Raw genomic sequence first — 26,498 nt, 5'->3', positions numbered from 1 at the left:
CAGGGGAGAGCGGAAGAAGAAGGCTAGTCGCATTCCTGTGTGCCGGCCGGGGTGGTGTCGTTTCGGCCCTGGTCGGCGTCGGGTCTGACCTCGTTGGCCGTCAGCACGTAGCCGGTGTCCTCCTGGCTGACCGCGGCGGCGAAGACGACGCCGAACACCTGTCCGTTGACGGTCAGGAGGGGGCCGCCGGAGTTGCCGGGCAGGACCTTGCCGCGGATCGCGTAGACCTTCCTGGTGACGTTCCGGCTGCGGTAGATGTCGGGGCCCTCGGCGTTGAGCTGGCTGCGGATGCGGGCGGGTTCGGCCGTGAAGCCCTGGCCCTTGGGGAACCCGGCGACGATGGCGTTCTCGCCCTTTTCCGCCTCGCCGTCGAAGGAGAGCTGCGGCAGGCCCAGCCCTGGCACGTACAGGATGGCGATGTCGCGCTGCGGGTTGTAGCGCACGACGGTGGCCGGGTGGCGCTTGTTGTCGTAGGCGAGGATCTGCAGGTCACGCGTCACGCCGGCGACCACGTGCGCGTTGGTCATGATCCGGTCCTTGGCGTAGACGAACCCGGTGCCCTCGATGAGCTTGTTGCAGCTCTCGGCGTTGCCCTGGACCTTGACGATGGCCCGTTGCGCCCGTTCGAGCTTGGCGCCCTGCAGGATGCTGCGCGCCGGCGGCGGCACGTCGACGAGCTGCCCCGCGCCGATGGCGTCGAACACCGGCGGGAACTCCGACCGGTCGATGAACTTCTTGAACGGCTGCTGCCAGTTGCGCGCGGTCTGCGGGATGGAGTCGTCGACCGTGGTGAGCAGCATGGAGTTCTTCACCTGGTCGACGAGCGGGGTGAACGCCGTCGACACGATCAGTGAGCCGATCAGCCAGGCGATCACCAGCACCGACAGCGCGCTGGCGAACGTGCCGCCGACCGCGTCCGCGACCTTGGCCGGCTCCCAGGTGACATGGCTGCGTACCACTGCGCCGATCGTCGAGGAGGCGAACTGCCCGATCGTCGCGGCCAGGAACACGATCACGATGGCCAGCAGCGCCTGCGGCGTGTCACCGTCGACGACGGCCTTGGAGATGGGAGGCGCGATGAAGACCCCGAGCACCGCTCCGCCGATGAAGCCGACGAAGCTCATGGCACCGATGATGAAGCCCTGCCGGTAACCCGAGACGCCGAAGGCGATCACGAGGCCGATCAATATGAGGTCAAGCAGATCACCGCGCACGTCTCAAAGGTAACCAGCGATTCGGTCAAGTGTGCACGTCTTCCTCAGGACGGCGACACGCGCTGGTTACCTTGGGCGGCATGCCGCCGATCGACGAAACAGTGCGCGGCCTCATCGAAGCAGCTCTCGACGACGATCCCGACGGGGAGGTGCGCTGGCACGTGATCTCCGTACTACGGCAGCGTGGCGATCTTGAGTCCTTCATCGAGGCGCGGCGGCTCTGCGCGGCGGACGACGTCACCCAGCGCCTGCTCGGGGTGGACATCCTGGGCATGCTCGAGGCGTACGTGGACCGGATCCTGCCCGTCCTGCGCTACCTGGCGGCCAGCGAGGACGACGTCATGGTGCTCTACTCGGTGCTCATCGCCTTCGGCCACCTGGCCGACCCCCGGTCGCTACCGTCCGTGATGGATCTGGCCGGGCACGAGGACCCCCGGGTCAGGTACGGCGCCGCGTACGCGCTCCAGCACGTGCTGGGCGATCCGCCGGACCGGGCCGGGCTGAACGCGCTGCGGGCGCTGGCGGCCGACAGCGACGCCGACGTGGCCGACTGGGCCGCGCTCGGCGTGGCCCTGGCCACGGGCGACCAGGACCGCCTGGGCCCGGTCGTTTGAAGCGGGTCCTGAGATTTCCGCCTAATGCGGTGCTTCAGCCCCGTGAGGCCATGTCCAGGACGTCGGGCGGCATCTCCTCCACCCGCCCGGGATCCCACGGCCGCTCCAGCCCGCCTTCGCGCAGCACCCCGTCGAGCACCATCGCGGTGAACCCCCACACCAGCATCCCGCGCACCCGGAAGGCGGGCCCGGCGTAGCCGCCCGGATGCCGCAGCGTGAACCGGTTGCCCGGATCGACCAGCTCGGCGATCGGCACCCGCTCCACGGACTCGACCTCGGCGGGCGAGGCCGCGTGCACCGCCGACGGTGTACGCCACCAGCCGACGACCGGCGTGACCCGGTTGTCGCTGCGCCAGATGTAGAGCTCGGGCATCGTGCAGAGCACGGTCACGCCCCGCGGATCGAGACCGGTCTCCTCCTCCGCCTCGCGCAGCGCCGCCCCGACGGGCCCGCCGTCCTCCGGGTCCACGCCGCCGCCGGGGAAGGCCGGCTGGCCCGCGTGCCTGCGCCCGCGCGAGCTGCGCTGGATGAGCAGCACGTCGGGGCCGAGCGGCCCCTCGCCGAACAGCAGCAGGACCGCCGCGGGCCGCCCACCCTCAGCGGGCGGGCGCAGCCCGGCGGGCACCGAAGTTTGTACGGCCCGCGCTGCGAGCGCGTCGAGCCAGTCGGGCACCTGAGTCACGCAATCTCCAACACACCAGGGGTTCGGGGACTTCCCCACTTAGGAAAAGGGGCCCGGTCTGACGAGCTTCTGGGCCTTGACGGCGTCCGTGGGGCCGGTGCCGTACGAGGGGCAGAGGGCGGCCAGCGGGCAGACGCCGCAGGCCGGCGTACGCGCGTGGCAGATGCGGCGCCCGTGCCAGATGACCCGGTGCGAGAAGATCGTCCACTCCCGCTTGGGGATCAGCTCCCCTACCACGTGCTCGATCTTGACCGGGTCGGTCTCGTCGGTCCAGCCGAAGCGCCGGACCAGCCGCTGGAAGTGGGTGTCGACGGTGAGGCCGGGCACGTCGAAGGCGTTGCCGAGCACCACGTTGGCGGTCTTGCGGCCCACGCCGGGCAGCTTGACCAGGTCCTTCAGCTTGCCGGGCACCACCCCGCCGTGGCGCTCGCACACGGCCTGGGCCATGCCGATGATGCTGTTGGTCTTGGCCCGGAAGAACCCCGTCGAGCGGATGATCTCTTCCATCTCGGCTCGGTCGGCGCCCGCATAGTCATCCACTGTCGGGTACTTGGCGAAGAGGATGGGAGTAACCATGTTGACCCTCTTGTCCGTACACTGCGCCGAGAGGATCGTCGCGACCAGCAGTTCGAGCGGGGTACCGAAGTCGAGCTCGCAATGGGCCTCAGGGTAGGTTTCCGCCAGGATGCGATTCATCCGGCGTGCGCGACGCACGAGGGCGAGCCTGGACTCAGTGGGCATTCCCATAGCCTACGTGCGCCGCCTGGAGTGGGGTGCGTCACAATGGCAGCAGAGGAGGCAGAGTGAACACCGAAGATGTGCTGGGCAAGGCCCCCCTGTTCGCCGCGCTTGACCGCGAGAGCGCTGCGGCGCTGCGGACGAGCATCACCGAAGTCCAGCTGTCCAAGGGGCAGACGCTCTTCCACGAGAACGAGACGGGCGACCGGCTCTATGTCGTGCTCGAAGGCAAGATCAAACTGTCGCGCACCTCGCCCGACGGTCGCGAGAACCTGCTCAGCGTGCTCGGCCCGAGCGAGATGTTCGGCGAGCTGTCGCTGTTCGATCCGCGCCCCCGTACGGCCTCCGCGACCGCGCTGACCGACGTGCGCCTGGCCGGGCTGGGCCACGACGACCTGCGCCCCTGGCTCACCGGCCGTCCCGAGGTGGCGCTCCACCTGCTGCGGGCGCTGGCCCAGCGACTGCGGCGCACCAACGACGTGCTGGCCGACCTGGTCTTCACCGACGTGCCCGGCCGGGTGGCCAAGCAGCTGCTCGACCTGGCCGAGCGGTTCGGTACCAAGACCGACGACGGGCTGCGCGTCCACCACGATCTCACCCAGGAGGAGCTGGCCCAGCTCGTCGGCGCCTCGCGCGAGACGGTCAACAAGGCCCTCGCCGACTTCGCGCAGCGCGGCTGGCTGCGCATCGAGGCCAAGGCCGTGGTCATCCTCGACATGGACCGCCTCTACAACCGCTCCAGGTAGTCGAGGTAGTCCAGCTGGGCCCGCACCGACATCTCGGCCGCGGGCCAGAGCGACGTGTCGACGTCGCTGTAGACGATCTCCACGATCTGGCGGGGCGTCTTGGCGCCCTGGCGCAGGGCCGCCCTGATCTGGTCGAGGCGCTCGCGCCGGTGCGCGATATAGCCGTCCAGTACGCCGATCGGGTCGGCCAGCACCGGGCCGTGGCCCGGCAGCAGCGCCGCCACGCCCAGCTCGCCGGCCATGGCCCTGAGCCGGTCGAGGCTGCGCAGGTAGTCGGCAAGGTCGCCGTCGGGGGCGATCACCGTGGTGCCGCGGCCGAGCACCGTGTCGCCGGTCAGCATGGCCTCGTCCTGGGGCAGCCAGAAGCAGAGCGAGTCGAACGAGTGCCCCGGCGTGCCGTACACACGTACCTCGACGTCACCGGCGGTCACCACGTCGCCGTCCCCCAAGCCCTCGTCGCCGAGCCGGTGCTTGGGGTCGAGCGCCCGCACGGGCGCGCCGACCAGCTCGGCGAAGCGCCGGGCGCCGCCGCTGTGGTCGTGGTGGCCGTGGGTGAGCAGGATCCAGCTCACCCGGCGCCCGGCCAGGTGGTCGGCGACCCGGCGCAGGTGCCCCTCGTCGTCGGGGCCCGGGTCTATGACGATGGTGTCCCGGTCGCCGATGATCCAGGTGTTGGTGCCGTCGAGGGTCATCGGAGACGGGTTGGGGGCGAGCAGGTTCTCGGCGTGGGTCGTACGGGATCCGTCGGGTGAGCCGGCCGGGATATACAGGCCGCTCACGTCGTCACCAACTGGAACTCGCCGTCGACCTCCACGACCCTGGGCAGGATCGTGACGATCTCCCGCCGCGCGGCCAGGACGTCCGCGACGGAGTCGCAGGCGGCCAGCTCGGTCAGCGTGCGGTAGGTGGGTGGCATCAGGAAGATCTTGCCCTCGTGCGCCAGCTCCACGGCGTCGGCCGGGCGCTTCCAGGCGACCTGGTCGGCCTCGCCGCCGACGTCACGGGTCCGCTGCCCCTCGGGGAGCACGGCGGTGAAGAAGCGGGTGTCGAAGCGCCGGGTCTCGATCTCCGGCGTGATCCAGTGCGCCCACGGCTTGAGCAGGTCCGAGCGGAGCACCAGGCCGCGCTTGGCGAGGAAGTCGGCGAAGGACAGGCTCCTGTCGATCAGCGCGAGCCGGTCGGCCTCCCAGTCGTCTCCTGTGGTGTCGTCGACCACCGAATCGGGCCCCGGCCCCGCGAGGAGTACTCCCGACTCCTCGAACGTCTCTCGTACGGCCGCGCAGACCAGGCCGCGCGCGACCCCCTCCTCCGCGCCGAAGACCGCGCCCCAGTCCGCCGGAGACGGCCCGGCCCAGGCGACGGCGTGGTCGGTGTCACGGGGATCGACCGAGCCGCCGGGGAAGACGTACGCGCCCGCGGCGAAGGCCATCGTGGCCTTGCGCCGGAGCAGGTAGACCTCCGGCCCCTCACGCAGGATGACCACCGTGGCGGCGTCCCGCGCGGGGACCGGCTGGACGCGGCCGGCGAGGATGTCCCTCGCCCGCTCGGCGAGCTCGTCTGGGAGTTGAAGACCAGTCACATGACCTCCTTCTAGAACAACTCGGGCTTCTAGAACATCACTCGGGTCATGGTGACATATCCGAACTCTCAGGAGACCTCGGCGATCAGCTCCACCTCGACCGGAGCGTCGAGCGGCAGGGACGCGACGCCCACCGCGCTGCGGGCGTGCTTGCCCGCCTCCCCCAGCACCTCGGCGAGCAGCTCACTCGCCCCGTTGGCGACCTGGGGCTGCTGCGTGAAGGCCGGGTCGCTGGCCACGAACACCACGACCTTGACGATCCGCACGACCTTCCGCAGGTCGCCGATCTCGGACTTCAGCGCGGCCAGCGCGTTGAGCGCGCAGATCCGGGCCAGCTCACGGGCGTCGTCGAGGCCGACCTCGGCGCCGACCTTGCCGGTCTGCGCGAGCTTGCCGTCGACCATGGGCACCTGGCCCGAGGTGTAGACGAGGTCACCGGTCCGTACGGCCGGCACGTAGGCGGCCAGCGGCGCGACGACCTCGGGCAGCGTCAGCCCGAGCTCGGCGATCTTCTCTTCGGGCGTCACTGCTTCTCCCTCTTGAAGTAGGCGACGAGCTGCTCGGGCGTGGCACCCTGCAGGATCTGGACCAGCTCCCAGCCGTCGGCCCCGAAGTTGTCCAGGATCATCTTGGTGTTGTGGATCAGCACCGGAGCCGTCAGGTACTCCCATTTCTTCATGGAGGCCAGCGTAGGGGCTGTAACCAGCAACCTGTGGCGCACCACTGGACGCGGCGCACCACAGTGTGAGCAATCTCAAAGGGTGGTCGTCGGCTTCCGGCAAGTGACCGTTCGGTAGCCTCGAAACGTGGACTCTCGGGACACCGATTGGGACGGCGTGCGGCTGCACGTGGTCACCGGCAAGGGCGGCACAGGCAAGACCACGGTCGCCGCGGCCCTCGCCCTGGCACTGGCCTCGGGCGGGCGCAAGGTGCTGCTCGTCGAGGTGGAGGGCAGGCAGGGCATCGCGCAGATCTTCGACCTGCCACCGCTGCCGTACGAGGAGCGCCGGATCGCCGTGGCCCCATCAGGCGGCGACGTCTACGCGCTGGCCATAGACCCTGAGGAGGCCATGCTCGAATACATGGAGATGTTCTACGGCATGCGCAGGGCGGGGCGGGCGCTGACCAAGATGGGCATCGTCGACTTCGCGACCACCGTCGCCCCCGGTTTCCGCGACGTCCTCGTCACCGGCAAGACCTCCGAGGCCGTACGCAGGCGCGGCAAGAACGGCAAGCGGATCTATGACGCCGTCGTGCTCGACGCGCCGCCCACCGGCCGCATCTCGCGCTTCCTGAACGTCACTCAGGAGGTCGCCGGGCTGGCCAGAGTCGGCCCGATCAAGAACCACTCCGATCTGGTGAGCAAGGTCGTGAAATCTCCGGAAACGGCGGTGCACTTCATCACCTTGCTGGAGGAGATGCCGGTTCAGGAGACGCTCGACGGCATCGCCGAATTGCGGTCGGCGGGGCTGCCGCCCGGCGGAATCTTCATCAACATGGTCCGTGAATCACTGCTTCCACAGGCCGCACTTGACAGTGCTGTCAAGGGCCGATTCGACGTCGCCGAGCTCACGCTCGGGCTCAAGGCGGCCGGTCTCTCCGACGGCGCCTCCACGGTGGCGGAGGCCCTGGCGGAAGAGGTCGCCGAGCACGCTCGCCGTACCGAGCTGGAGCGGGCCGAGCGCGCCTCGCTGGCGCAGGCGACGCTGCCGTCCTACGAGTTGCCGCTGCTGACCGACGGAGTCGATCTGAGCGGCCTGTACGAGCTGGCCGAGGCCATCCGCACCCAGGGAGCAGCGTGAAGAAGCCCCCCGTACTCGACGTCGACGCCATCCTCGACGACCAGGGCACCCGGATCATCGTCTGCTGCGGCGCCGGCGGCGTGGGCAAGACCACCACGGCCGCCGCGCTGGGGCTGCGGGCCGCCGAGCGCGGCAGGTGCGCGGTCGTGCTGACCGTGGACCCCGCGCGGCGGCTGGCGCAGTCGATGGGACTCACCGAGCTCGACAACACCCCGCGCCTGATCAGCTCACCCGAGGGCGGTGGCCAGCTGTTCGCGATGATGCTGGACATGAAGCGTACGTTCGACGAGATCATCGAGGCGCACGCCGACCCCGAGCGAGCTCGGCAGATCCTGTCGAACCCCTTCTACCAGTCGCTGTCCTCCAGCTTCGCCGGCACCCAGGAGTACATGGCGATGGAGAAGCTGGGCCAGCTGCGCCGCTCGGACGAGTGGGATCTGATCATCGTCGACACGCCGCCCTCGCGGTCCGCGCTCGACTTCCTCGACGCCCCGGAGCGGCTCGGCCGCTTCCTCGACGGCAGGTTCATCCGGCTGCTGACCGCGCCGGCCAAGGCGGGAGGGCGGAGCGCGTTCCGGCTGCTCAACGCCGGGTTCGGGCTCATGGCGGGCGCGATGACCAAGCTGCTGGGCGCGCAGGTCATCAAGGACCTGCAGACGTTCGTGTCGGCGCTGGACGCGGTCTTCGGCGGGTTCAGGCAGCGCGCGGAGATGACCTACCGGCTGCTCCAGGCGCCGGGCACCGCCTTCGTGGTCGTGGCCGCGCCGGAGCGCGACGCGATGCGGGAGGCCTCCTACTTCGTCGAGCGGCTCGCTGAGGAGCGCATGCCCCTGGCCGGTCTGGTGGTCAACCGGGTGCACGAACCCACCGCAGCGGCGCTCTCGGCCGCGCGCAGCGCCGCCGCGGCGGAAGACCTGGAGTCGCGGGGCGAACACGAGTTGACCGCCGCCGTACTGCGGCTGCACACCGGCAGGATGCAACTCGCCGCCCGCGAACACCGGGAGCAGGACCATTTCCTCTCGGCCCACCCCACAGTGCCGGTCGTCCAGGTACGTGCGATGTCGGAGGATGTCCACGATCTAGCGGGTCTGCGCCGGATCGGGGAACTCCTCGCAACGAGTACATGAGAGTACGGCCGGTGCGAGCACCGGCCGTACGCCCGAGGCCAGGGTCAGCCTGCGATCAGCTCGTTAGTCCGTTCGTACTCTTCCTTGGCAGACTCGAGCAGCTCTCGCCATGAGTCCACGTCAGGACGCCGCCGTAGCAGAGCCCGTCGTTCCCGTTCCGTCATGCCGCCCCACACGCCAAACTCGATGCGGTTGTCCAGCGCATCGGCGAGGCATTCGGTACGGACCGGGCATCCTCGGCAGATCAGCTTCGCCCTGTTCTGGGCGGCTCCCTGGACGAACAGTGCGTCCGGGTCCGCTCCTCGACAGGCGGCACGGGAGGTCCAATCCGTGATCCACATTTCGACCCCACTCCCCTTAGGTGGTCAGTCGTCATTTGGGGCCGACGGGCGCGGGCGCCGAGCCTCCGTATTCAGTTGCCGCAGAGGAGAACGTACGCAACTAGACGTTCGGGCCGACAGACCCCAGAGGACCAATTTCTCGCTGGAGTCTTGACCGGGAATGACTAGTCACCCCCGTCAGTCAAGGCGAAATGGTGCCGAGTTACCGATAAGGTCACTCATTCGACGTACTCTTGGACTTGTGCAAGCTCAGGGCAAAGATCGTTCCTCGCCGATCTTGAACATCGCGCGGCTGATCGCCGCGGGCGCGGTCGCGGGCGTGCTCACGGCCGCCATAGCCCTTCCCGCGGTCGGTGGGGCGGGGATATCCGCCAAGTCCGCGATGACGGGGATCAACCTGAAGCCCGAGGACCTGGCCGAACCGCCGTTGCCCGAGCGCACGGAGCTGATGGACGCCAACGGCAAGAAGATAGCCCAGTTCTTCTACGAGAACCGCGAATCGGTGAGTCTCGACAAGGTCGCCCCCATCATGCGGACAGCGCTGATCTCGATCGAGGACTTCCGGTTCTACCAGCACGGCCCGATCGACGTGGAGGGAACGGCCCGAGCCCTCGTCAAGAACCTCACCCAGGGCGGCGTGACCCAGGGTGGCTCGTCGATCACGCAGCAGTACGTCAAGCAGGTGCTCCTCAACTCGGCCGAGACCAAAGAGGAGCAGGCCGCGGCCATCGAGGCCAGCGTCGGACGCAAGCTCAACGAACTGCGCTACGCCATGGCCGTCGAGAAGAAGTACTCCAAGGACCAGATCCTTGAGAAATATCTGAACATCGCCTACTTCGGCGCCGGCGCGCACGGCATCCAGGCCGCCGCCAAGCGCTTCTTCGGCAAGCCGGCCTCCGAGCTCAACCTCGTCGAGGCGGCCACACTCGCGGGCGCCGTCCAGAACCCCAACAGGACCGACCCGAATGTCAGCAAGGCCTCCAGGGAGCTCCTGAAGGCCCGCCGCAATGTCGTCCTCGACCGGATGGCCGAACTCGGCAAGATCACGCCGCAGGAGGCCGCCGAGGCCAAGGCCAAGAAGCTCGTCTTCAAGGACACCAAGGTCACCGGCGGTTGCGAGGAGAGCAAGTACCCGTACTTCTGCCTCTACGTCCAGAACGAGATCCTCAACGACGAGGATTTCGGCAAGACCCCCAAGGAGCGCCTCAAACTGCTCCAGCGCGGCGGTCTCACCATCAAGACCACGATCGACCCGAAGATGCAGAAAGCCGCTGAGAAGGCCATCAAGGAGTACGTCAGCACCAAGGACAAGCCGGTGGCCTCGCAGGCGATGGTGGTGCCGGGCACCGGCGAGATCAAGGCGATGGCGGCCTCGCGCAAGTTCGGCGGCAGCAAGAAGAAGAACGAGATGAGCTACAACGTCGTCGCCGACGCCAAGCACGGCGGTGGCGGCGGCTTCCAGCAGGGCTCGACGGCGAAGGCCTACACGCTCGCCACAGCGCTCGAGGAGGGCCTGAAGTACGGGGACGGCTACCCGGCGCCCGCCGGCTTCACCGCGTCCGGCTACGGCGCGTTCAAGAACTGCGACGGCAAGCGGGTCGGCGACCCCACCCATGAGGTACGCAACTCCAGCGAGGGCGGCGGCGGCTTCAAGACGCTGCAGACCGGCACCTGGGGCTCCGTCAACACCTTCTTCATGCGGCTGGAGGAGCGCGTCACGCTCTGCAAGGTCGTCAAGCTGGCCAAGCGGATCGGGCTCAAGCGGGCCGACGGCACGAAGCTGCGCGAGTTCGAGACGTTCACCCTCGGCATCAACGAGGTGGACCCGGTCACCGTGGCCAGCACCTACGCGGTCTTCGCCTCACGCGGCCAATACTGCAAGCCGCTGGCGATCACCGAGATCAAGGACCGCAACGGCAAGGCCACCCAGTACAAGCCCAAGTGCTCCAAGGTCATGGAGGAGGAGGTCGCCGACGCCGTCAGCGGCATCCTCTCGGGCGTGTTCACCAAGGGCACGATGCGTGAGGTCGGCGGCATCGGCCGGGACGCGGCGGGCAAGACGGGCACCACCGACGGCTACACGGCCGCCTGGTTCGCCGGTTACACCCCGAACCTGGCCTCCGCCGTCAGCCTCGGCGACCCGCGCGGCGCCTTCACTCACAACCTGATCGGCGTCACCATCGGGGGCCGCTACTACAGCTACGTGTACGGGGCCTCGATCTCGGGCCGCATCTGGAAGCAGGCGATGATGGGGGCGCTCAAGGGCGTCGAACCCACCGAGTTCGCGCCGGTCAACCACGATCGGTTCGGCGGCTGCAGCGACAACTGCGCCCCCAAGCCCAAGAAGGAGAAGAAGGACGACCAGGGCGGCCCTCCGGACGACTTCTTCGACCAGTTCGACCAGTTCAACCGCGACGACAACGACCGGGGACGCGGGCGCGGGCGCAACTGACCTGAGTGCCCTGGGTGCCCGCGTTCGTGGCGGGCACCCGAGACATGGTCAGGCGGACAGCCGCGCGCGAACGGCCGCGGCGACCCGTCCCCCCTCCGCACGACCGGCGACCTTCGGGTTGACGACCTTCATGACCTGGCCCATCGCCTGGGGGCCGGCGGCGCCGGTCTCGGCGACGGCCTCGTCGACGAGGCGGCCGAGCTCCTCGTCGGAGAGCTGGGCCGGCAGGTATTCCTCCAGCACCGCCTGCTCGTCCAGCTCCGCCTGCGCCTGCTCCGCCCGCCCGGCGTTGCCGAACGCCTCGGCCGCCTCCCGGCGCTTCTTGGCCTCCTTGGTCAGCACCTTGACGATCTCGTCGTCGGAGAGCTCTCTGGCCGCCTTGCCGGCGACCTCCTCGACGTTGACCGCGGCCAGTGCCATACGAATCGTCCGGAGACGTACCTCGTCCCGGCTCTTCAGCGAGGCCGTGAGATCGGCCTTCAGCTTGTCCTTCAATGCGCTCATGCGGTCCATCTTGCCGCGTGTACGGACGGCTACGCGCTCACGGAGCCCCATCTCACGTACTCGGGACGCCTGGGGCCGGATGTCGGGCATCATGAATGGGTGAGGAAAGCTGCCGCCATACCACTGTCCATCCTCGGCCTCGGCCTGGCCGGTCTGGGTTACGCCTCCGTCGTCGAACGCAACTGGTTCCGGCTGCGCCGCTTCGACGTGCCCGTGCTGGAGCGCGGGCAGCGGCCCGTACGCATCCTCCACCTGTCCGACCTGCACCTGACGCCGGGCCGCAGGATGCTGATCAACTGGGTCCGCTCGCTCGGCTCCCTGGAGCCCGACCTGGTCGTCAACACGGGCGACTCGATCGCCCACCCTGAGGCCGTACCCGCGCTCCTGCACGCCCTGGAGCCCCTGCTGGCCCGTCCCGGCATGTTCGTGTACGGCTCCAACGACCTCTACGCCCCCAAGCCCAAGAACCCGGCCCGCTACCTCTGGCGCACCTCCAAGAACGAGCGCCGCCAGCACGTGCCGACCCTTCCCTGGGAGGAGCTCGGCGCCGGCATGGCGGCCGAGGGCTGGCTCGACATGAACAACACCACCGCCCGCCTCAAGGTCGGCGACCTCGACGTAGCGGTGGCGGGCATCCACGACTCCCACATCGACCGCGACCGCTACGACCTGGTCGCCGGCCCCGCCCCGGCCGACGCGGACCTCCGCCTCGGCGTCATGCACTCCCCCGAGCCCCGCAACATGACCCGCTTCGCCGCCGACGGCTACCAGCTCCTCCTGGCCGGCCACACGCACGGCGGCCAGCTGTGCATCCCGTTCTACGGCGCCCTGGTCACCAACTGCGGCATCGACCGGCCGCGCGTCAAGGGCCTCAACCGCCACGACAACGCCTGGCTGCACGTCTCGGCCGGCCTCGGCACCTCGCCGTACGCCCCGGTCCGCTTCGCCTGCTTCCCGGAGGCCTCGTTGCTCACGCTGGTCCCGCGCCGGTAAACGCGGTCACAAGCACCCGCGAAGTCAGCTAGACTTCTCAAGCACGCGCAAGAGGGCGTGCACCGGGGTGTAGCGCAGCTTGGCAGCGCGCTTCGTTCGGGACGAAGAGGCCGTGGGTTCAAATCCCGCCACCCCGACAGGTTTCCCGAGATAGGGGCCTGGTTCTCAAGATCGAGAGCCAGGCCCTTGATCATTCGACCGTCAATTGACCGTCCATCTGAAAGCCTCCGGAGGTCACTGACGGGTTCAAATGAGTTTTCCTGATCACCTTGATCCATCAACCGCCGCACGCGGATCAGGTGCTGAGTTCAAATGAGCTGGCTCCCGTGTGCCTTGCCGGGCTGTACGCGCTCGAGCGTCTCCACCGGATCTGCCCCGATCATCGGCAGACCGTCGTCGACGCCATCAGCGCCTACCTACACGCCCTTCACGGGCCCAGCGATCTCCCAAATCCGGCTAGATCGCCCGCTGCCGGGCCAGCCTCGGAAGTCGGCCCGGAACCCGGTGAACATCGTGGGCAGGTGCATGTGGACGCTGGTGCCGCGGCCCGGCCCGGAGGCCAGCTCACCGCTCCCGCACAGCAGAACGTGAATCGGGACCATCGCGCATGTCCCCTCCGTCTCCGAACCTGTAGCCCACACCGTGCACCGTGCGCACCCAGTGGCCGGACCGGGCGTCGTCACCGAGTTTGCGCCGCAGGTTGGCGATGTGGACGTCTATCACGTGGGCGTTGCCCGGCCAGTCGGTGTGCCAGATCGCCCGGGTCAACGTCTCGCGAGGCCATACCCGCCTCGGGTTGGAGGCGAACAGCGCCAGCAGGTCGAACTCGATGCGGGTCAGCGGCACAAGCCGGCCCGCCAGGTGCACCTCGCGGCTCTCCTCGTCCACGACCAGGTCGCCGAACTCGTGGACCCCCGCCCGTTCGGGGAAGGCGCTCTCCGGCTCGCGGCGGGGCCGCCGGAACATCGCCGCGACGCGCGCCGCCAGCTCCCGGGGCGAGAACGGCTTGGTCATGTAGTCGTCGGCGCCCACCTCCAGGCCGATGAGCCGGTCGGCCTCCTCCGTACGGCCCGACACCATGATCACGTACGCGCTCGTCATCCCCCGCAGCCGCCGGCACACCTCGATGCCGTCCATGTCCGACAGCATGAGGTCGAGCGTCACCAGGTCGGGCCGCCTCTGCGCGACCAGGTCCAGCCCCTCGGCCCCGGTGGCCGCCTCCGACACCTCGAAACCGGCCATCCGCAGGACCTCGCACAACAGCCTGCGCATTTCCGCGGTGTCCTCGATGACCAGTGCCCCCGGCCGTTCCACCACGCCATCACCTCGAGTCAGCCACCGATCGCCGGCGAGCGCGGTGGCGGCGCGGTCGCACGACCGTGACCCCGGCGATCCCTCCCCCGTTCAATGCCTCACTTACCGCAGCGAGCCGCCGCGAAACCGCCGTGCCGCAGATGCGACGCGCAGGTCGGTGAAGCAGGTCGTGGCGTCCTCGTTGTAGAGGCCGGCGTGGCCGCCCCGATAGGGCCGTTCACGGTCGTGGAAGCGGACCAGGTGACGGCCGTCCACCTTGGCCGTGATCATGGCGCCCACCTGGTGGATCTCGATCGTGTGCCACACGCCGAGCGCGTAGGACCGGGCGCCCGTGGCGAGGTAACGCTGGTTGCCCGGGTAGCCGGGGGTGACCTTGCCGAGCTCCCAGCCGTTGGGTTTGGGCACGAGGTAGTAGAAGTGGTCGTCGTCCGTGTAGTGCCACACGACCCAGGCGACCTCCCAGGCGTTGGGCGTGGGGCGCCGTAGCTGGTGCAGGGTCCTCGCCCGTACGCGGATCCGGACGTCCGTGTAGCGGCCGGCGGTCAGGGCCAGCGCGGCGTGCGTCTCGGCCGGGGCTCGCGCGGGCCGCGGTGACAGCCGCCACACCCACCGGCCGCCGGCCTGGTACGTGCACGCCCTGCCGTACCCGTCGTAGGCCAGGAACAGCCCCGCCCGGACGGTCCCCTCCGGCCACGGGACGCACGGGGCGGGCGCGGCGGGCGCCACCGGGAGGGCGAGCAGCGCGACGGCGGCCAGCGCCGGGCCCGCGGGCGCTCTCACGCGGGTCCCGGTGACGGATCGGCCAGCCGTTCGGTCTTCATCCAGACCCGCCGGCCGCGCGCCGCCCGCCACAGCCCCCGGCAGGCCGCCACGAGCCAGACCAGGTTGTAGACGATGAACAGGTGACCGTAGCAGAGCCCGCGCAACCGCCCCATGTCACCGCTGATGCGCGCGTAGAGCGGCCCGAGCAGGAAGGCCGCGCCGAACGTCAGCGTGTACCACGACGCGATCGGCACCGGCTGGATGAGCTGCTCGCGCGCCACCGGCGAGAACGCCACCCCCACCAGGGACGCGACCAGCGAGATCGTCATGAAGGCGCCCACGAAGATCAGCAACGGGCTGAGCAGCACGTTCAGCAGGTCGGTCGCCACCCGGCCGGACGCCCGCCCGACCACCGACGGCACGAGCCGCAGCGCCTGAAGGTGCCCCTGGAACCAGCGTGAGCGCTGCCGCGCCAGGGCGCGCACGCTGACGAGCCCCTGCTGGCTCACGGTCGCGTCCGGGACGCAGGCGGTACGCCAGCCGGACAGCACCATCCGCACGCCCAGGTCCAGGTCCTCGGTCAGGCTGGGCGACCACGGGTCGTCACCCAGGTCCAGGAGGGCGCTCAGCCGCATGATCTGGCCGTTGCCGCCGAGCCCCGCAGAGCCGATGCGGGTGCGGGTGCGCTGGAACATCCAGGTGTAGACGACGAACTCCATGTCCTGCATCCGCGTCAGGAGGCTCTGCGTCCGGTTGCCGATCCGCACCCCCATCTGGACGGCGCCGACCCGGGGGTCGGCGAAGTACGGCAGCGCCGTGTCCAGGGCCCGCGGGTCGAGCCGGCCGTCGGCGTCCATCAGGCAGACGAGGACACGGTCAGCGTCGTCCAGCAGTTCCTCCGGAAAGTGGCGAAGGGCGTGGTTGAGCGCCCGGCCCTTGCCCTGGCGGGCGTCCGGCGGCTCGCGCCTGAGCAGGCGGACCAGCGGGCCGGCGACCCGCCGGACGACTTCGGCCGTCCCGTCGTCGGAGCCGTCGTCCACGACCAGGACCTGGCCGCCGGGCAGGGCGCTCAGGGTGGCGGCGATGACCCGCTCCTCGTTCAGGCAGGGCACCAGGAAGACGACGGAGAAGTCGCCGCCGTCGCCGGCGGGGTGCTCGGCGATGCCCGCCGATTCCAGGTACATCCCCAGCGTGTAGGTGAACACCAGCAGCACGGCCGACAGCGCGCACAGGACCAGCACGGTGATCATCGACGCCTCCTGTGGGCGGCCAGCACGAGCGTGCCGAGGACGACGACGTACAGCGCGAACAGCAGTCCGGCGACCGCCAGGGCGAGCCGGGCCACGCCGAACGCCGTCGCCCCGACGTCCACGGCCCGCGCGAGGAGCTCAGTCATGGCGCTTGCCTTTCCTCTCTCCTAGCTGACAGGGGGCCACTCTCATAGCTGACAGGGCGCCACGAAGCGGTATCCCATCGACTTGAGCCGGCCGACGATGTTCTTCAGCCGGTCGGTGCCGAGGAAGGGGTGGTAGAAGAACCCCGCGACGTTGTCGCGTACCACGAGCTGCGCCTGGGCGTGTTCCACGATCGCCTCTGGGGTCCCCTCGTCCTCCATGACCGGGTCCAGCTCCACCATGCCGAGGGTCTCTGGGACGACGACGCCGCCATAGACGTCGCGGATCACGTACGGGGCGAACTGCTCGTCCAGGTACGGCGACACCGGCGCGTGGCCCTCCCAGCCGGGGGTGAAGTAGGACCCGCGGTCATAGCGGGCGGCGAACCTGCGCGCGATGACGCGGTAGTCGTCCGGCGAGGCGGCGTAGTGCGGCACCTCGAAGATGTGCGGCTCGGGCAGGCCGGCCGCGCGGACCTCGGCCACCGCCTGGTCGAGACGGTGTTCCATCCAGGTGGCCGAGTCGCCGTGGATCGCTCCGTCGTAGATGAGCCGCTGCTGGGCGTCGAAGTGGGTGCGGAAGAACTCGAAGTCCTGCCCGCTCTCCCCGTTCGTGGGATTGGGCGGGCCGTCCGACTGGTGGGTGTAGCCGTGCAGGACCATCGTGCCGCCGTGCTCCAGAAGGTAGACCAGGGCCCGCACCAGCTCCGGCCGGTCCCGCAGGCGGATGGTCGCCCGCTCCTGACCGTCCTTCAGCGGGCCGCGGTAGACCGGGATGACGCCGAAGCTGAACGGGACGCCGAGCCGGGACAGCGTCTCCCCCGCCGCGCGGATGGCCTCGGGATCGGCCTGCGGTCCGAGGTCCTCCAGGCGGACCAGGGCGCGGTGGCGGGCAGGCGTTCCGGGAGCGAGCAGGTCGAACAGCAGGTCGGACACGGCCAGGAAGCGGTCGTCGTCCTCGTCGATGTTCAACGCGACCTCGGCGACGTAGGTGAGGTTCCCGGACCTGACGGCCCAGGGACCCGTCCGGCGATCCGTCGTGACCGCCGTGGCCAGCACCCGGGCTCTGCTGGGGTCGAGAGCGGCGAACGTGCTGATCGGTCCCTGGGCGGGGTCGCGGCTCAGCAGCACCCCCTTGTACTGGACGCCAGTGACGCGCTCCAGGCCCGCGCCACGCTGGACGACCTGCCCGGACTGCGGGATCGGCGGCTGGGCGTCGGGTCCCTGGCGCGGAACCCGGCGGGGCGCCAGGCCCTCGCCGCCCCATCGCCAGCCGTAGCGCCGCGCGAAGTCGTCCGCCGTGGTGAGCGTGCCGATGTTGCCGCCCAGCCAGAGAACGGGACGCCGGCCGGCGAGCACGTCGCCGCGCAGGGCCGCCGGAAGCCGCTGGGCGCTCGACATGCCCACGTACACCAGGGCCCGGTGGCCGGCCAGCATGCCGGCCCGGTAGGCGCTCGTCCGGATCACCCGTACCGGCCCGAAGTGCGAGACCAGGTTGGCGGCGCGGGCCGCGTACACCTGGAACGCGGCCGGCCCGTCGGCGTCGTCGACGGCGATCAGCGTCGCTTTCGCCTTCGTGCCGCCTTTGTCCGTGCCGTTTTGAGGCGTGCTCTTCTGGTCCCTGCCGTTATGGTGCGTGCCGTTCTGGTCCATGCCCGCGCGTGCTGTCGCCGCCGGGTTCGCGGACCGTCCGTCCGGCGCGTCCGGGCCGTTCGTGCTGCACGCCGGCCACGTACGGGGCGCGGGCAAGGTCACCGGCTCCTTCCTGGAGAAGATCCCCAGGCTGGCGCCCGACACGACGAGAGCGCTCAGCAGCAGAGCCGCCAGCCACCTGAGCCCGGCGTGCCGCCGGAGCCCGCCCGCGCGCTCGCCGTCGCTCATCGCACGATCACCGGCCTCACGCCATGGCTCGCCGCCTCGACCTCGACCACGACCCGGTAGTCCTGTTGGGGCACGTCCTGTTCGGGCAGCGCTCCGAACGGGACGGGGCGCGGACCGAGGCCGAACAGGTGGGCCAGCGCCGCCAGCACCCGCTCGGTGGCCCGCCCGTCGCCGTAGGGATTGCGCGCCCGCGCCATGCGCCGGTAGTCCTCGGGCGAGTGGAGCAGGCCGCTGACACCGGCCACGATGCCGTCCTCCTCGGTCCCCACCAGCCGTGCCGCCCCGGTGCGGAGCGCCTCGGGCCGTTCCGTGGTGTCGCGCATCACGAGCACCGGCTTGTTCAGGCTCGGCGCCTCCTCCTGGATCCCGCCGCTGTCGGTGAGCACGAGGTACGAACGGCGCAGCAGGCGGGCGAAGTCGCCGTAGTGGAGCGGCTCGGTGACCGTGATGTTCGGATGCCGGTCGAGACGCGGGAGCAGGGCGCGCCTCACCTCCGGGTTCGGATGCATGGGGAAGACGAGGTGCACGTCCCCTTCACCGGCCGCCGCCAGCCGCGACAGGGCCCGGGCGATGCCCTCCATCCGGTCCCCCCAGGACTCCCGGCGATGCGCGGTGACCACGATGACGCGCCGGCCGTCCTGCTCCAGCGCGGCCAGCCTCGGTTCCCTGTACCCGTGACCCGTACAGGTGCTCTGCAGGAGCGCGTCGATCACCGTGTTTCCGGTGACGACGATCGACTCGGCGGACACGCCCTCACGAAGGAGGTTGTCCGCGCTGCCCGAGGTCGGCGCCAGGTGGAGGGTGGCGATCCGGCTCGTCAGGCTGCGGTTCGCCTCCTCCGGGAACGGCGAGTACAGGTCGCCGCTGCGCAACCCGGCCTCCAGATGCACGACCGGCACCCGGTGGTAGAAGGCCGCTAGCGCTCCGGCCAGCGTGGTCGTCGTGTCCCCCTGCACGACCACCGCGTCGGGACGGTACGCGACCACGAGACCGTCCAGCCCGCAGACCGCCCGGCTCGTCAGCTCGGCGAGGGTCTGTCCCGGCCGCATGATCCCGAGATCGACGTCCGGTTCGATGCCGAACGTCTCATGGACCTGGTCGAGCATTTCCCGATGCTGCCCTGTCACGACCACCACCGGCTCGAAGAGCGCCGCCTCGGTCAGGCCAATGACCAGGGGAGCCATCTTGATCGCCTCGGGCCGCGTGCCGTACACCACCATGACGCGACGTACGCCCGACCCCTCACGCCCGGTGCCCACGAGCCTCGTTGAAGAGCGCATAAAACGACAATTCGCACTAAAACATTCAGCAATCCTCAAGACTGCCTCAGGACTACCTCAATTCGTCCGCGATGCCAGGGGTTGGGGATCGTCCGGGTTGTCCTGGAAACTCCTCGCCCACCCCTTCTGGCGGCGACTCCTCACAAACGCCCACCCAGGAGACCGCGAGCGGGGCGAGGATGTACCCCGACTGCGCGACCGACGATCAGGCCAGCAGGCGTGCGGCGGAGCGCTGGCGCAGGGCCAACAGGTTGCCCGCCGTCATGGTGAGCGCGGCGATGACGGCGACGACGGGCGTCCAGGTCATGGACTGGCCGGACAGCGCGGTGGCGAGCAGCAGGATCAACCCGACGCGCGGAGGTGCGTCGCTCCCAGGCCGGCGACCCCGAGGGTGTACGAGCAGGGCCAGCGTCCGCACCCAGCTGCCGGCCCGGGCCAGCCTCGCCCGCCGCTGGGCGAGCAGTCGTGTTTTTCGTGCTGCCCTGGAGTACTATTACGTGCCAAGGAAACAGCACGATATTAAGGAGTGCCAGCGTGCTGGAACCGCATGACACCGAGGCCTGCCGGCATTGCGGCAAACCTCTCCCTTCCCGTTCAGGACGCGGACGCAAGCAGGAGTACTGCGACTCAACCTGCCGCAGCGCCGCGCGACGTATCCGCGACCGCTCCAAAGATGTAAATGAAAGCTTGACATTCTCACCTCGTAAAGTAAATATTGACGACGTGACGGAAACGGCGGCGCCGGCCGACCTGACGGACGCAGCCCGGAGGCTGGCGGAGCGACTGAGCGCTCCGGAAGCGTCCCCGCTGGACTCGGTGGTCGCCACCCGGGATCTCGCGCGGGCCGTCGACCGGGCCATGCGGGCAGCGGTCGACAGAGCACGGGCGACGGGACACACCTGGCAGGAGATCGGCGACGTGCTCGGCTCCAGCCGCCAGGCGGCGTTCCAGCGGTTCGGCCGACCACTCGACCCCAGAACAGGGACACCCATGACCGACAAGATGCTGCCCGGCGCCGCCGACCGCGCCGCGGCCCTGGTCGCGGACCTGACCGACGGTCGCCGGGAGGAAGTACGCCGCGACTTCGACGAGACGGTCGCCGCCGGCCTGAGCGCGACCAAACTGGCCGCGACCTGGGCACAGGCGATCGGCATGGTCGGCGCGTACGAAGGCATGGGCGAACCGGTGCCCCACCAGGCGGGCGACCACACCGTCGTGGACATCCCGCTGTCCTTCGAGGCGGGCGACCTGACCGCCCGCGTCGCCTACGACGGTCAGGGCAAGGTCGCCGGGCTTTTCCTCCGGCGTCCCGACACTGCGTAAACCACTCGAATCAAAGAGATGAAGTGACCCTGCGATGTTCTTAACTGAGTTCGTACGCGCACGGAACGACCGCGCGCCGCGTCTGGGCGCCGGTCTGTGCGCGCTCGCCCTTGTGGTGAGCGGGTGCGGGAGCGGGTCGGCCACCCGCGTAACCGCCTCCCCCGCTTCCCGTACTACCCCCGCCTGGGTCGAGGAGGAGGTGAGCTTCCGGGTGGACGGGATGACCGTTTACGGCACCTGGCGCCATCCGGCCCGGCCGGGCGCGAAGGTTCCGGCGGTCCTGATCATCGCGGGCAGTGGTCCCACCGACCGCGACGGCAACAGCCCCGGGCTCAGCGGGATGGACACGTACAAGACGCTAGCCGGGCTGCTGTCCGCCGGCGGCGTGGCAAGCCTGCGCTACGACAAGCTCGCGAGCGGCAAGACCGGCCTCGGGCCGTACGCGTCCAAGGTCGCCGACATCGGCATCGCCCCGTTCAAGCACGAGGCCGCGGCGGCGCTGGACTTCCTGGCCAGACGGCCCGGGACCGACAAGCGGCGGCTCACGGTCATCGGGCACAGCGAAGGCGCCTTGTTCGCTCTTCTGCTCGCCACGAAATCGAGATCGAAGACGCACGTCCACAGCCTCGGCCTGCTCGAACCGCTGAGCCGCCGATACCTCGACATCCTCAGCGGTCAGATCACCGCCCAGATCAAGGCCCAGCAGCAGGCGGGGAAGATCACCGCCGCTCAGGCGGCCGAGATCGAGGACGCCCTGGCCAGGGCTGTCGCGTCGCTGCGCGCCAACGGAACGGTCGCGGCGAACCTGCCCGGCGGACTGTCGAACGTGTTCTCCCCGGCGAACGCGAAGTTCCTGTCGGAGGCCGACCGCGAGGACCCGGCCAAACTGGCGGCCCGGCTCAAGGCGCACACCCCGGTTCTGCTGAGTTGCAGCGATGCGGACATCCAGGTGAGCTGCGACGACGTCGAGCACCTGGCCGCCGGGCTGGCGAAAGCCCCCGCCGCCACCGACTTCATTCGCCTGACCGGGATCAACCACGTACTCAAGGAGGACCCCAGCCGGACCGCAGCCCACTACACAGACCCCCTGCCGTTCTCGTCCAAGCTCAAGCAGGCGCTCCCCGCGTTCGTCCGGGCTTCCTGAGGGCCGTGTCGTCCTTCAAAGGTCGAACTCGGTGCCGCTCGGCGAAGCAGGTGGTTCTCGCTCGACCGCCCAGAAATACGTCCGCTGTATCTGCTGTCCCTCATCCCCGCCTGACATGCGGATGTGCGCTCCACGGGAGGAGGCATCTCAGCGACAGTGACGTCTATCGCTGTCCCCTGATCGGCAGGACGCCGGCATCGGCCCTGCAGTACTCTCTCAGCGTTTGATCTTGAGGGTAGGCGCGAGCTCTGGCTACGGCGGCGACAGCCGGCGGTCGAGTGCACCCACGGCTGGTCAAAACCTGGAGGAGAACAGGAATGCGAAGAACCTGGCCAGTGGCACTGGTGGCCCTCGCCACAGTCGTCATGGGCGGCGCGACGCCGGCAAGTGGCGACGCGGTCGGTAAGGCAACCAATTCGACGACAGCGACGGCAGCGGTCTGCGGCAGCTCGTCGCTGAACGGCCCGACCACACCGCCCGCCGGCGCGGTCGTGGTCCCCGCGGGCGACAACAGCGGCGTGGACTTACGCAAGGCGAACACCACGTACTACTTCCAGACCGGCACGCACAAGCTGGGCACCGACCAGTACTCCCAGATCATGCCCGGCAACGGCGCGACGTTCATCGGCGCGCCCGGCGCGGTACTGGACGGGCAGGGGCTGAACCGGTACGCGTTCACTCAGCACGCGACCGGCGTCACGATCCAGTACCTGACCATCACCGGGTTCGTCGCGCCACACGATGAGGGTGTGGTCAACCACGACTCCGGCGACGGCTGGGTCGTGGAGCACAACACGATCCGCAACAACTCCGGCGCGGGGCTGATGGCCGGGGCCACGAACAAGATCCGTGGCAACTGCCTCAAGGACAACGGACAGTACGGCCTGAACGCGTACAAGGCCGGCAACACCATCACCGGCCTGGTTGTGGCGGACAACGAGTTCACCGGCAACAACACCGAGGACTGGGAGCACCAGATCCCTGGGTGCGGATGTACCGGTGGCATGAAGTTCTGGGCGGTGAACGGCGCCGACGTGACCGGCAACTGGATCCACGGCAACCACGGGCCGGGGGTCTGGGCGGACACCAACAACAACGACTTCCTCATCGAGGACAACCTCATCGAGGGCAACGACTCGCTCGCGATCTTCTACGAGATCAGCTACAACGTGGTGATCCGGAACAACACCATCCGCGGCAACGCCTGGGCCTCCGGTGCCGAGCGGGCGGCGAAGGGCGACCCGTTCCCCGAAGCGGCGATCTATCTGTCCGAGGCGGACGGCGAGCCCCGCGTGCAAGCGCGGACCAGCAAGATCGAGATTACCGGCAACCGGCTCGAGAACAACTGGGGCGGGATCACCGCGTGGGCGAACGCCGACCGGTTCTGCAACAGCCCAGCCTCGACGACCGGCGACTGCACGCTGATCGTCGGGCCGACCAACACCTCACAGTGCTCGGCTCCGGCCATCGCCGGCGAGCCGCTCTACACCAACTGCCGCTGGTGGACGAAGAACGTCGACGTCCACCACAACACGTTCGCCTTCAACCCCAGTGCCGTCAACGGCGGCTGCCCCACGCAGTACTGCGGGCACATGGCTCTGCTGTCCAACTGGGGCACCTACCCAGACTGGTCCCCGTACAAGGGTGCCGTGATCCAGCAGTCGATCGTCAACGGGTCGCACAACTCCTGGCACGACAACACCTACACAGGACCGTGGCAGTTCAGGGTCACTGACATGGGCAATCGCATCTCGCCCGGGCAGTGGGTCGGCCCCCAGTACGGCCAGGACGCCGGCAGCACGTTCGACGGCGGCACGCCCGTCCCGCCGGCGATCACCGAGCAGGACTTCGAGTCCGGCTCGACGACCTCGCCCTACACCCCGTGGTACGGGGCCGGCGTGGCGCACCAGACCGGCGGCGCGCATGGTGGCACGGGCTCGCTGCAGATGACCAGCACCCAGTCGTCCGGCAGCGCGGTGGCGCTCGACAACTTCCCCGGATACAGCGGTGTGGTCGCCGGTACGAGCTACCACGTGTCCCTGTGGTACCGGGAGGCGGTGGCGACCATGCCTGCCGTCACGTGGAATGTGCGCTGGCGCGACGAGTCCGGCACGGTGCTGCGTACCGACGCCATCTCCCTGGCTCAGAAGACCGCCTGGACCGAAGCGGCCGGCACGTTCACCGCGCCCGCGGGCACGACCCGCGTCGACTGGACCTTTGTCTGGAACGCGAGCACCGCCGGGCCCGCGTTCCAGATCGATGATGTGGCTCTCCGTCCCAGGGCTTGAGCAAAAGACCTGAAGAACACGCCTTCCTGGGACGCCACGCGCGAAAGAGCGGCTGCGACACGGACCCCCGTGTTGCAGCCGCTCTGAAAGCGTCATGTCATTAACGCTGCAGTGTCAGCACCCCCGGCCGGTAGGGCAGGAGACCGTAGTCGCCGCCCGAGCTGGGGGCACGTCCCTGGTAGAGCAGCTGCAGATTGCAGGGATCGACGGTCATGGTCTGATCGGGGTTGCTGCGCACGAGATCGCCGTGGCTGATGTCGTTGGTCCAGGTGGCGCCGCTGTTGGCCTTGCCGGCGAAGGGATTGCCCTCGGTCGCGGCCTGCGGTGTCCACGAACCGCCCAGACTGGTGGCCGTGAACGAGCGGAAGTAGCGACCCTGCGCGCCCATCGCCTCGACGAGCATGAGGTAACGGTTCTGGCCCTGGAGCTGGTAGACCTGAACTCCTTCGAACAGATTGTTCGTCGTATCGCTCATGATCGTCGTCGATGTCGCGCCGAAACTGCCCGGGAAATTCCCGATGGGCATACTGGCCCGGTAGATCTTGCCATTGTCCCCGGCGAAGAACAGATACATGTTCGTGCTGTCACCGATGAGCGTCTGGTCGATGGGGCCTGTTCCGGAGCCGGAGATGCTGCCGGAGAAGAGCACCTGCTGCGAGGACCAGCCATTCGGATTGGTGGGGTCGCTGGAGGTCCGGTAGGAGAAGGCGGTCCCACCCCACTGGTAGGCGAGCACCCAGATGTTCTTCGGGGCGAAGTAGAAGAGCGTCGGCGCGACGGTGGAGAAGGACATCGTGTTCTGGCCGGCCGAGGCCATGTCGGACCAGTTGGTGAAGAGGCCGAAGTTCATCGAACCCCACTTCGTCCCCGTGTCGTGCGTGGTCGCGTAGACGAGATGCCTGCCGTTGTAGACGACGTTGGTGAAGTCCTTGAGCGAGACCCATCCCGACTTCGGGGTCGCCAGCGGACCCGTAGATGTCCAGCGGTACGTCGACGGAAGTGCGCACGTGCCGGTCGGCGTCGGTGTGGGCGTCGGAGTCGGTGTGGGGGTGGGGTCGGGCGTGGGGGTGCCGGGGTTGCCGCAGGTCACGCCGTTCAGGGCGAACGACGTGGGCACCGGGTTGCTGCCGGTCCACGAGCCGTTGAACCCGAAGTTGGTGCTGCCGCCGGAGGGGATGGAGGCGTTGTAGGAGACGTTGGTGGCGGTCACCGACGAGCCGGACTGGGTCTGGGTGGCGTTCCAGATCTGGGTGATCTGCTGGCCGGCGCCGAAGGACCAGGTCAGCCGCCAGCCGTCGACCGCGTCACCGAGGTTGTTGATGGTGACGCCGGCACCGAAGCCACCCTGCCAGCTCGAACTGATGGTGTAGTCGACCCGGCAGGCCACGGCGGCCTGGGCGGGCTGCGTGGTCAGCAGGCCGGCTCCGGCCAGCAGGACCGCGATGGCACCGATCACCACGCCACGGCGCGAGACCCGCCGGGACGGCGCCGCGGCCGTGACGGCGGAGGGGTGCGCTGGCCAGGGCAGGCGCATCTTTATTCTCCTCATCATCATGTCCGGTCTCCGTCAGGGGCTGGTGCAGGTGGCGGTCGGGGTGGCCGCGGTGCCGTTCGCGGTGAACCCGAAGGTCGTGGAGCCGCCGGCGGCGATGGAGCCGTTATAGGCGGCGTTGCGTACGGTGACGCTGGAGCCGGACACGCTCTGCTGGCCGTTCCACAGGTTGCTGATGCTCTGCCCGCCGGGCCAGGTCCACCGCACGGTCCATTCGCTGATCGCCGCGCCGCCCGCCTGGACGGTCACCGTCGACTGGAAGCCGCCCTGCCAGGTGGTGGTCGTGGTGATCGTCGCCGCGCACCCGTCCGGGATCGGTGTCGGAGTCGGGGTGGGCGTCGGCGTCGGCGTCGGCGTCGGCGTCGGGGTGGGGTCCGGCGAGACGGTGTTCAGGGCGTTGAGGACCGCGTCGTAGGCGGGCTTCTTGTTGCCACCGCTGAACAGCAGCGGGGTGTCACCCGACCGCCAGGAGTCCTGGTCGCGCACCCCCCACACCGTGATGCCGGCGCAACGGGACACCGCCAGGCAGTCGTTCACCACGGCGGCGTAGGTCTGCGCAGAGGCGCCCTGGATGTCCAGCTCGGTGATCTGCACGTCCACCCCGAGGGCGGCGAAGCTGGAGATGGTGGTGCGGTAGTTGCTGTTGTAGGGGCTGCCGCTGTTGAAGTGCGACTGCAGGCCGACGCAGTCGATCGGCACGCCGCGCTGCTTGAAGTCGCGGACCATGTTGTAGACGCCCTGCGTCTTGGCCCAGGACCAGTTGTCGATG

Annotated in this window: 27 protein-coding genes and 1 tRNA gene; 10 read left to right on the top strand and 18 right to left on the bottom strand. The window is 69.2% G+C overall.

The genetic code is table 11. The features are described from left to right. Window positions 1-23 precede the first annotated feature (23 nt). A complete protein-coding gene (locus LDL49_RS52530) occupies window positions 24-1,214 on the bottom strand; it encodes a MarP family serine protease (protein WP_225302479.1) in 1,191 nt (396 codons plus the stop codon). Window positions 1,215-1,294: 80 nt separating this feature from the next. On the opposite strand from LDL49_RS52530, the gene LDL49_RS52525 reads away from it, so the two are divergent. Next, entirely contained in the window at window positions 1,295-1,828 is a 534-nt protein-coding gene (locus tag LDL49_RS52525; RefSeq protein ID WP_225302478.1) for a HEAT repeat domain-containing protein, read from the top strand. Window positions 1,829-1,862: 34 nt separating this feature from the next. Here the strand turns inward: LDL49_RS52525 and LDL49_RS52520 are convergent, their stop codons facing one another. Together LDL49_RS52520 and nth are read right to left on the bottom strand one after the other, a co-directional pair. Next, window positions 1,863-2,510 carry an NUDIX hydrolase gene (locus LDL49_RS52520; protein ID WP_225302477.1) on the bottom strand — a complete coding sequence of 216 codons (648 nt, stop codon included), beginning with the start codon at window positions 2,508-2,510 and terminating at the stop codon, window positions 1,863-1,865. A 39-nt stretch (window positions 2,511-2,549) separates the two neighbouring features. After that, the gene (nth, locus tag LDL49_RS52515) at window positions 2,550-3,257 is read right to left on the bottom strand and encodes an endonuclease III (protein WP_225302476.1); all 708 of its coding nucleotides are present in this window, start codon (window positions 3,255-3,257) and stop codon (window positions 2,550-2,552) included. Between the two features lie 56 nt (window positions 3,258-3,313). Between nth and LDL49_RS52510 the strand changes: the two genes are divergently transcribed. Continuing rightward, entirely contained in the window at window positions 3,314-3,994 is a 681-nt protein-coding gene (locus LDL49_RS52510) for a Crp/Fnr family transcriptional regulator (protein WP_185069893.1), read from the top strand. Here LDL49_RS52510 and LDL49_RS52505 read toward each other — a convergent pair. From LDL49_RS52505 to sp36, 4 genes are all read right to left on the bottom strand, one after another. Continuing rightward, on the bottom strand, window positions 3,976-4,773 hold the full coding sequence (locus LDL49_RS52505; RefSeq protein ID WP_225302475.1) for an MBL fold metallo-hydrolase: 798 nt from the start codon (window positions 4,771-4,773) through the stop codon (window positions 3,976-3,978). The genes LDL49_RS52510 and LDL49_RS52505 overlap by 19 nt on opposite strands. After that, complete coding sequence (locus LDL49_RS52500) at window positions 4,770-5,573, bottom strand: NUDIX hydrolase (RefSeq protein WP_225302474.1); 804 nt, start codon at window positions 5,571-5,573, stop codon at window positions 4,770-4,772. Before LDL49_RS52500 ends, LDL49_RS52505 begins: the two co-directional genes overlap by 4 nt. 68 nt (window positions 5,574-5,641) lie before the next feature. Continuing rightward, a complete protein-coding gene (locus LDL49_RS52495) occupies window positions 5,642-6,100 on the bottom strand; it encodes a RidA family protein (RefSeq protein WP_225302473.1) in 459 nt (152 codons plus the stop codon). Then, complete coding sequence (sp36, locus tag LDL49_RS52490; RefSeq protein WP_165959776.1) at window positions 6,097-6,252, bottom strand: Sp36 family protein; 156 nt, start codon at window positions 6,250-6,252, stop codon at window positions 6,097-6,099. The genes LDL49_RS52495 and sp36 overlap by 4 nt, the downstream gene beginning before the upstream one ends. Before the next feature lie 127 nt (window positions 6,253-6,379). Here sp36 and bagA point away from each other — a divergent pair, with 127 nt between their 5' ends. Next, on the top strand, window positions 6,380-7,375 hold the full coding sequence (bagA, locus tag LDL49_RS52485; protein ID WP_225302472.1) for an ATPase BagA: 996 nt from the start codon (window positions 6,380-6,382) through the stop codon (window positions 7,373-7,375). Continuing rightward, window positions 7,372-8,502 carry an ATPase BagB gene (gene bagB, locus LDL49_RS52480; protein WP_225302471.1) on the top strand — a complete coding sequence of 377 codons (1,131 nt, stop codon included), beginning with the start codon at window positions 7,372-7,374 and terminating at the stop codon, window positions 8,500-8,502. The genes bagA and bagB overlap by 4 nt, the downstream gene beginning before the upstream one ends. Window positions 8,503-8,546: 44 nt before the next feature. Here bagB and LDL49_RS52475 read toward each other — a convergent pair whose 3' ends face one another. Then, window positions 8,547-8,843 (bottom strand): WhiB family transcriptional regulator, encoded by a 297-nt coding sequence (locus tag LDL49_RS52475; protein WP_148036282.1) that lies wholly within the window; start codon window positions 8,841-8,843, stop codon window positions 8,547-8,549. 277 nt (window positions 8,844-9,120) lie between these two features. Here LDL49_RS52475 and LDL49_RS52470 point away from each other — a divergent pair, with 277 nt between their 5' ends. Further along, window positions 9,121-11,295 carry a transglycosylase domain-containing protein gene (locus LDL49_RS52470; protein WP_308016301.1) on the top strand — a complete coding sequence of 725 codons (2,175 nt, stop codon included), beginning with the start codon at window positions 9,121-9,123 and terminating at the stop codon, window positions 11,293-11,295. Between the two features lie 48 nt (window positions 11,296-11,343). Here the strand turns inward: LDL49_RS52470 and LDL49_RS52465 are convergent, their stop codons facing one another. Further along, window positions 11,344-11,799 carry a GatB/YqeY domain-containing protein gene (locus LDL49_RS52465; protein ID WP_225302470.1) on the bottom strand — a complete coding sequence of 152 codons (456 nt, stop codon included), beginning with the start codon at window positions 11,797-11,799 and terminating at the stop codon, window positions 11,344-11,346. Window positions 11,800-11,898: 99 nt separating this feature from the next. Here LDL49_RS52465 and LDL49_RS52460 point away from each other — a divergent pair, with 99 nt between their 5' ends. Both LDL49_RS52460 and LDL49_RS52455 read left to right on the top strand, forming a co-directional pair. Then, window positions 11,899-12,792, top strand: a complete 894-nt coding sequence (locus tag LDL49_RS52460) for a metallophosphoesterase (protein WP_225302469.1) — start codon at window positions 11,899-11,901, stop codon at window positions 12,790-12,792. A 63-nt stretch (window positions 12,793-12,855) separates the two neighbouring features. Next, window positions 12,856-12,929 (top strand) — tRNA-Pro (locus tag LDL49_RS52455). Between the two features lie 427 nt (window positions 12,930-13,356). Here LDL49_RS52455 and LDL49_RS52450 read toward each other — a convergent pair. From LDL49_RS52450 to LDL49_RS52420, 7 genes are all read right to left on the bottom strand, one after another. Then, entirely contained in the window at window positions 13,357-14,109 is a 753-nt protein-coding gene (locus LDL49_RS52450; protein ID WP_225302468.1) for a response regulator transcription factor, read from the bottom strand. Between the two features lie 99 nt (window positions 14,110-14,208). After that, the gene (locus LDL49_RS52445; RefSeq protein WP_225302467.1) at window positions 14,209-14,886 is read right to left on the bottom strand and encodes a LamG domain-containing protein; all 678 of its coding nucleotides are present in this window, start codon (window positions 14,884-14,886) and stop codon (window positions 14,209-14,211) included. After that, window positions 14,883-16,118: a glycosyltransferase family 2 protein gene (locus LDL49_RS52440; protein WP_225302466.1), complete on the bottom strand. Its 1,236-nt coding sequence runs from the start codon at window positions 16,116-16,118 to the stop codon at window positions 14,883-14,885. Before LDL49_RS52440 ends, LDL49_RS52445 begins: the two co-directional genes overlap by 4 nt. Continuing rightward, window positions 16,115-16,264 carry a hypothetical protein gene (locus tag LDL49_RS52435; protein ID WP_225302465.1) on the bottom strand — a complete coding sequence of 50 codons (150 nt, stop codon included), beginning with the start codon at window positions 16,262-16,264 and terminating at the stop codon, window positions 16,115-16,117. The genes LDL49_RS52440 and LDL49_RS52435 overlap by 4 nt, the downstream gene beginning before the upstream one ends. A gap of 42 nt (window positions 16,265-16,306) precedes the next feature. Continuing rightward, entirely contained in the window at window positions 16,307-18,142 is a 1,836-nt protein-coding gene (locus LDL49_RS52430; RefSeq protein ID WP_225302464.1) for a DUF2334 domain-containing protein, read from the bottom strand. After that, the gene (gene wecB / locus LDL49_RS52425) at window positions 18,139-19,422 is read right to left on the bottom strand and encodes a non-hydrolyzing UDP-N-acetylglucosamine 2-epimerase (protein WP_308016300.1); all 1,284 of its coding nucleotides are present in this window, start codon (window positions 19,420-19,422) and stop codon (window positions 18,139-18,141) included. Before wecB ends, LDL49_RS52430 begins: the two co-directional genes overlap by 4 nt. A gap of 205 nt (window positions 19,423-19,627) precedes the next feature. Next, on the bottom strand, window positions 19,628-19,840 hold the full coding sequence (locus LDL49_RS52420; RefSeq protein ID WP_225302463.1) for a hypothetical protein: 213 nt from the start codon (window positions 19,838-19,840) through the stop codon (window positions 19,628-19,630). Window positions 19,841-20,145: 305 nt separating this feature from the next. Between LDL49_RS52420 and LDL49_RS58925 the strand changes: the two genes are divergently transcribed. The 3 genes from LDL49_RS58925 (at window position 20,146) to LDL49_RS52405 (ending at window position 24,177) form a co-directional block, all read left to right on the top strand. Next, the gene (locus LDL49_RS58925; RefSeq protein WP_225302462.1) at window positions 20,146-20,745 is read left to right on the top strand and encodes a DUF3887 domain-containing protein; all 600 of its coding nucleotides are present in this window, start codon (window positions 20,146-20,148) and stop codon (window positions 20,743-20,745) included. Between the two features lie 34 nt (window positions 20,746-20,779). Further along, on the top strand, window positions 20,780-21,889 hold the full coding sequence (locus LDL49_RS52410; RefSeq protein WP_225302461.1) for an alpha/beta hydrolase family protein: 1,110 nt from the start codon (window positions 20,780-20,782) through the stop codon (window positions 21,887-21,889). A gap of 317 nt (window positions 21,890-22,206) precedes the next feature. Beyond that, window positions 22,207-24,177: a right-handed parallel beta-helix repeat-containing protein gene (locus tag LDL49_RS52405; protein ID WP_225302460.1), complete on the top strand. Its 1,971-nt coding sequence runs from the start codon at window positions 22,207-22,209 to the stop codon at window positions 24,175-24,177. 100 nt (window positions 24,178-24,277) lie between these two features. Here LDL49_RS52405 and LDL49_RS52400 read toward each other — a convergent pair whose 3' ends face one another. Both LDL49_RS52400 and LDL49_RS52395 read right to left on the bottom strand, forming a co-directional pair. Then, window positions 24,278-25,711: a non-reducing end alpha-L-arabinofuranosidase family hydrolase gene (locus tag LDL49_RS52400; RefSeq protein WP_225302459.1), complete on the bottom strand. Its 1,434-nt coding sequence runs from the start codon at window positions 25,709-25,711 to the stop codon at window positions 24,278-24,280. Between the two features lie 33 nt (window positions 25,712-25,744). Continuing rightward, window positions 25,745-26,498, bottom strand: a 754-nt coding sequence (locus tag LDL49_RS52395; RefSeq protein ID WP_225302458.1) for an endo-1,4-beta-xylanase, incomplete at its 5' end; no start/stop codon positions are given.

It is taken from the genome of Nonomuraea aurantiaca, assembly GCF_020215705.1.
GTDB classification, from domain to species: domain Bacteria; phylum Actinomycetota; class Actinomycetes; order Streptosporangiales; family Streptosporangiaceae; genus Nonomuraea; species Nonomuraea aurantiaca.
Note: the sequence above shows the minus strand (reverse complement) of the source record. Positions and strands in the feature narration are given on the sequence as shown.

Coding starts and splice junctions, on each gene's coding strand:
- LDL49_RS52525 (WP_225302478.1), top strand. CDS start 1,295: ATGCCGCCGATCGACGAAACAGTGCGCGGCCTCATCGAAGCAGCTCTC.
- nth (WP_225302476.1), bottom strand. CDS start 3,257: ATGGGAATGCCCACTGAGTCCAGGCTCGCCCTCGTGCGTCGCGCACGC.
- sp36 (WP_165959776.1), bottom strand. CDS start 6,252: ATGAAGAAATGGGAGTACCTGACGGCTCCGGTGCTGATCCACAACACC.
- LDL49_RS52475 (WP_148036282.1), bottom strand. CDS start 8,843: ATGTGGATCACGGATTGGACCTCCCGTGCCGCCTGTCGAGGAGCGGAC.
- LDL49_RS52465 (WP_225302470.1), bottom strand. CDS start 11,799: ATGAGCGCATTGAAGGACAAGCTGAAGGCCGATCTCACGGCCTCGCTG.
- LDL49_RS52440 (WP_225302466.1), bottom strand. CDS start 16,118: ATGATCACCGTGCTGGTCCTGTGCGCGCTGTCGGCCGTGCTGCTGGTG.
- LDL49_RS52435 (WP_225302465.1), bottom strand. CDS start 16,264: ATGACTGAGCTCCTCGCGCGGGCCGTGGACGTCGGGGCGACGGCGTTC.
- LDL49_RS52430 (WP_225302464.1), bottom strand. CDS start 18,142: ATGAGCGACGGCGAGCGCGCGGGCGGGCTCCGGCGGCACGCCGGGCTC.
- wecB (WP_308016300.1), bottom strand. CDS start 19,422: ATGCGCTCTTCAACGAGGCTCGTGGGCACCGGGCGTGAGGGGTCGGGC.
- LDL49_RS52410 (WP_225302461.1), top strand. CDS start 20,780: ATGTTCTTAACTGAGTTCGTACGCGCACGGAACGACCGCGCGCCGCGT.
- LDL49_RS52405 (WP_225302460.1), top strand. CDS start 22,207: ATGCGAAGAACCTGGCCAGTGGCACTGGTGGCCCTCGCCACAGTCGTC.
- LDL49_RS52400 (WP_225302459.1), bottom strand. CDS start 25,711: ATGCGCCTGCCCTGGCCAGCGCACCCCTCCGCCGTCACGGCCGCGGCG.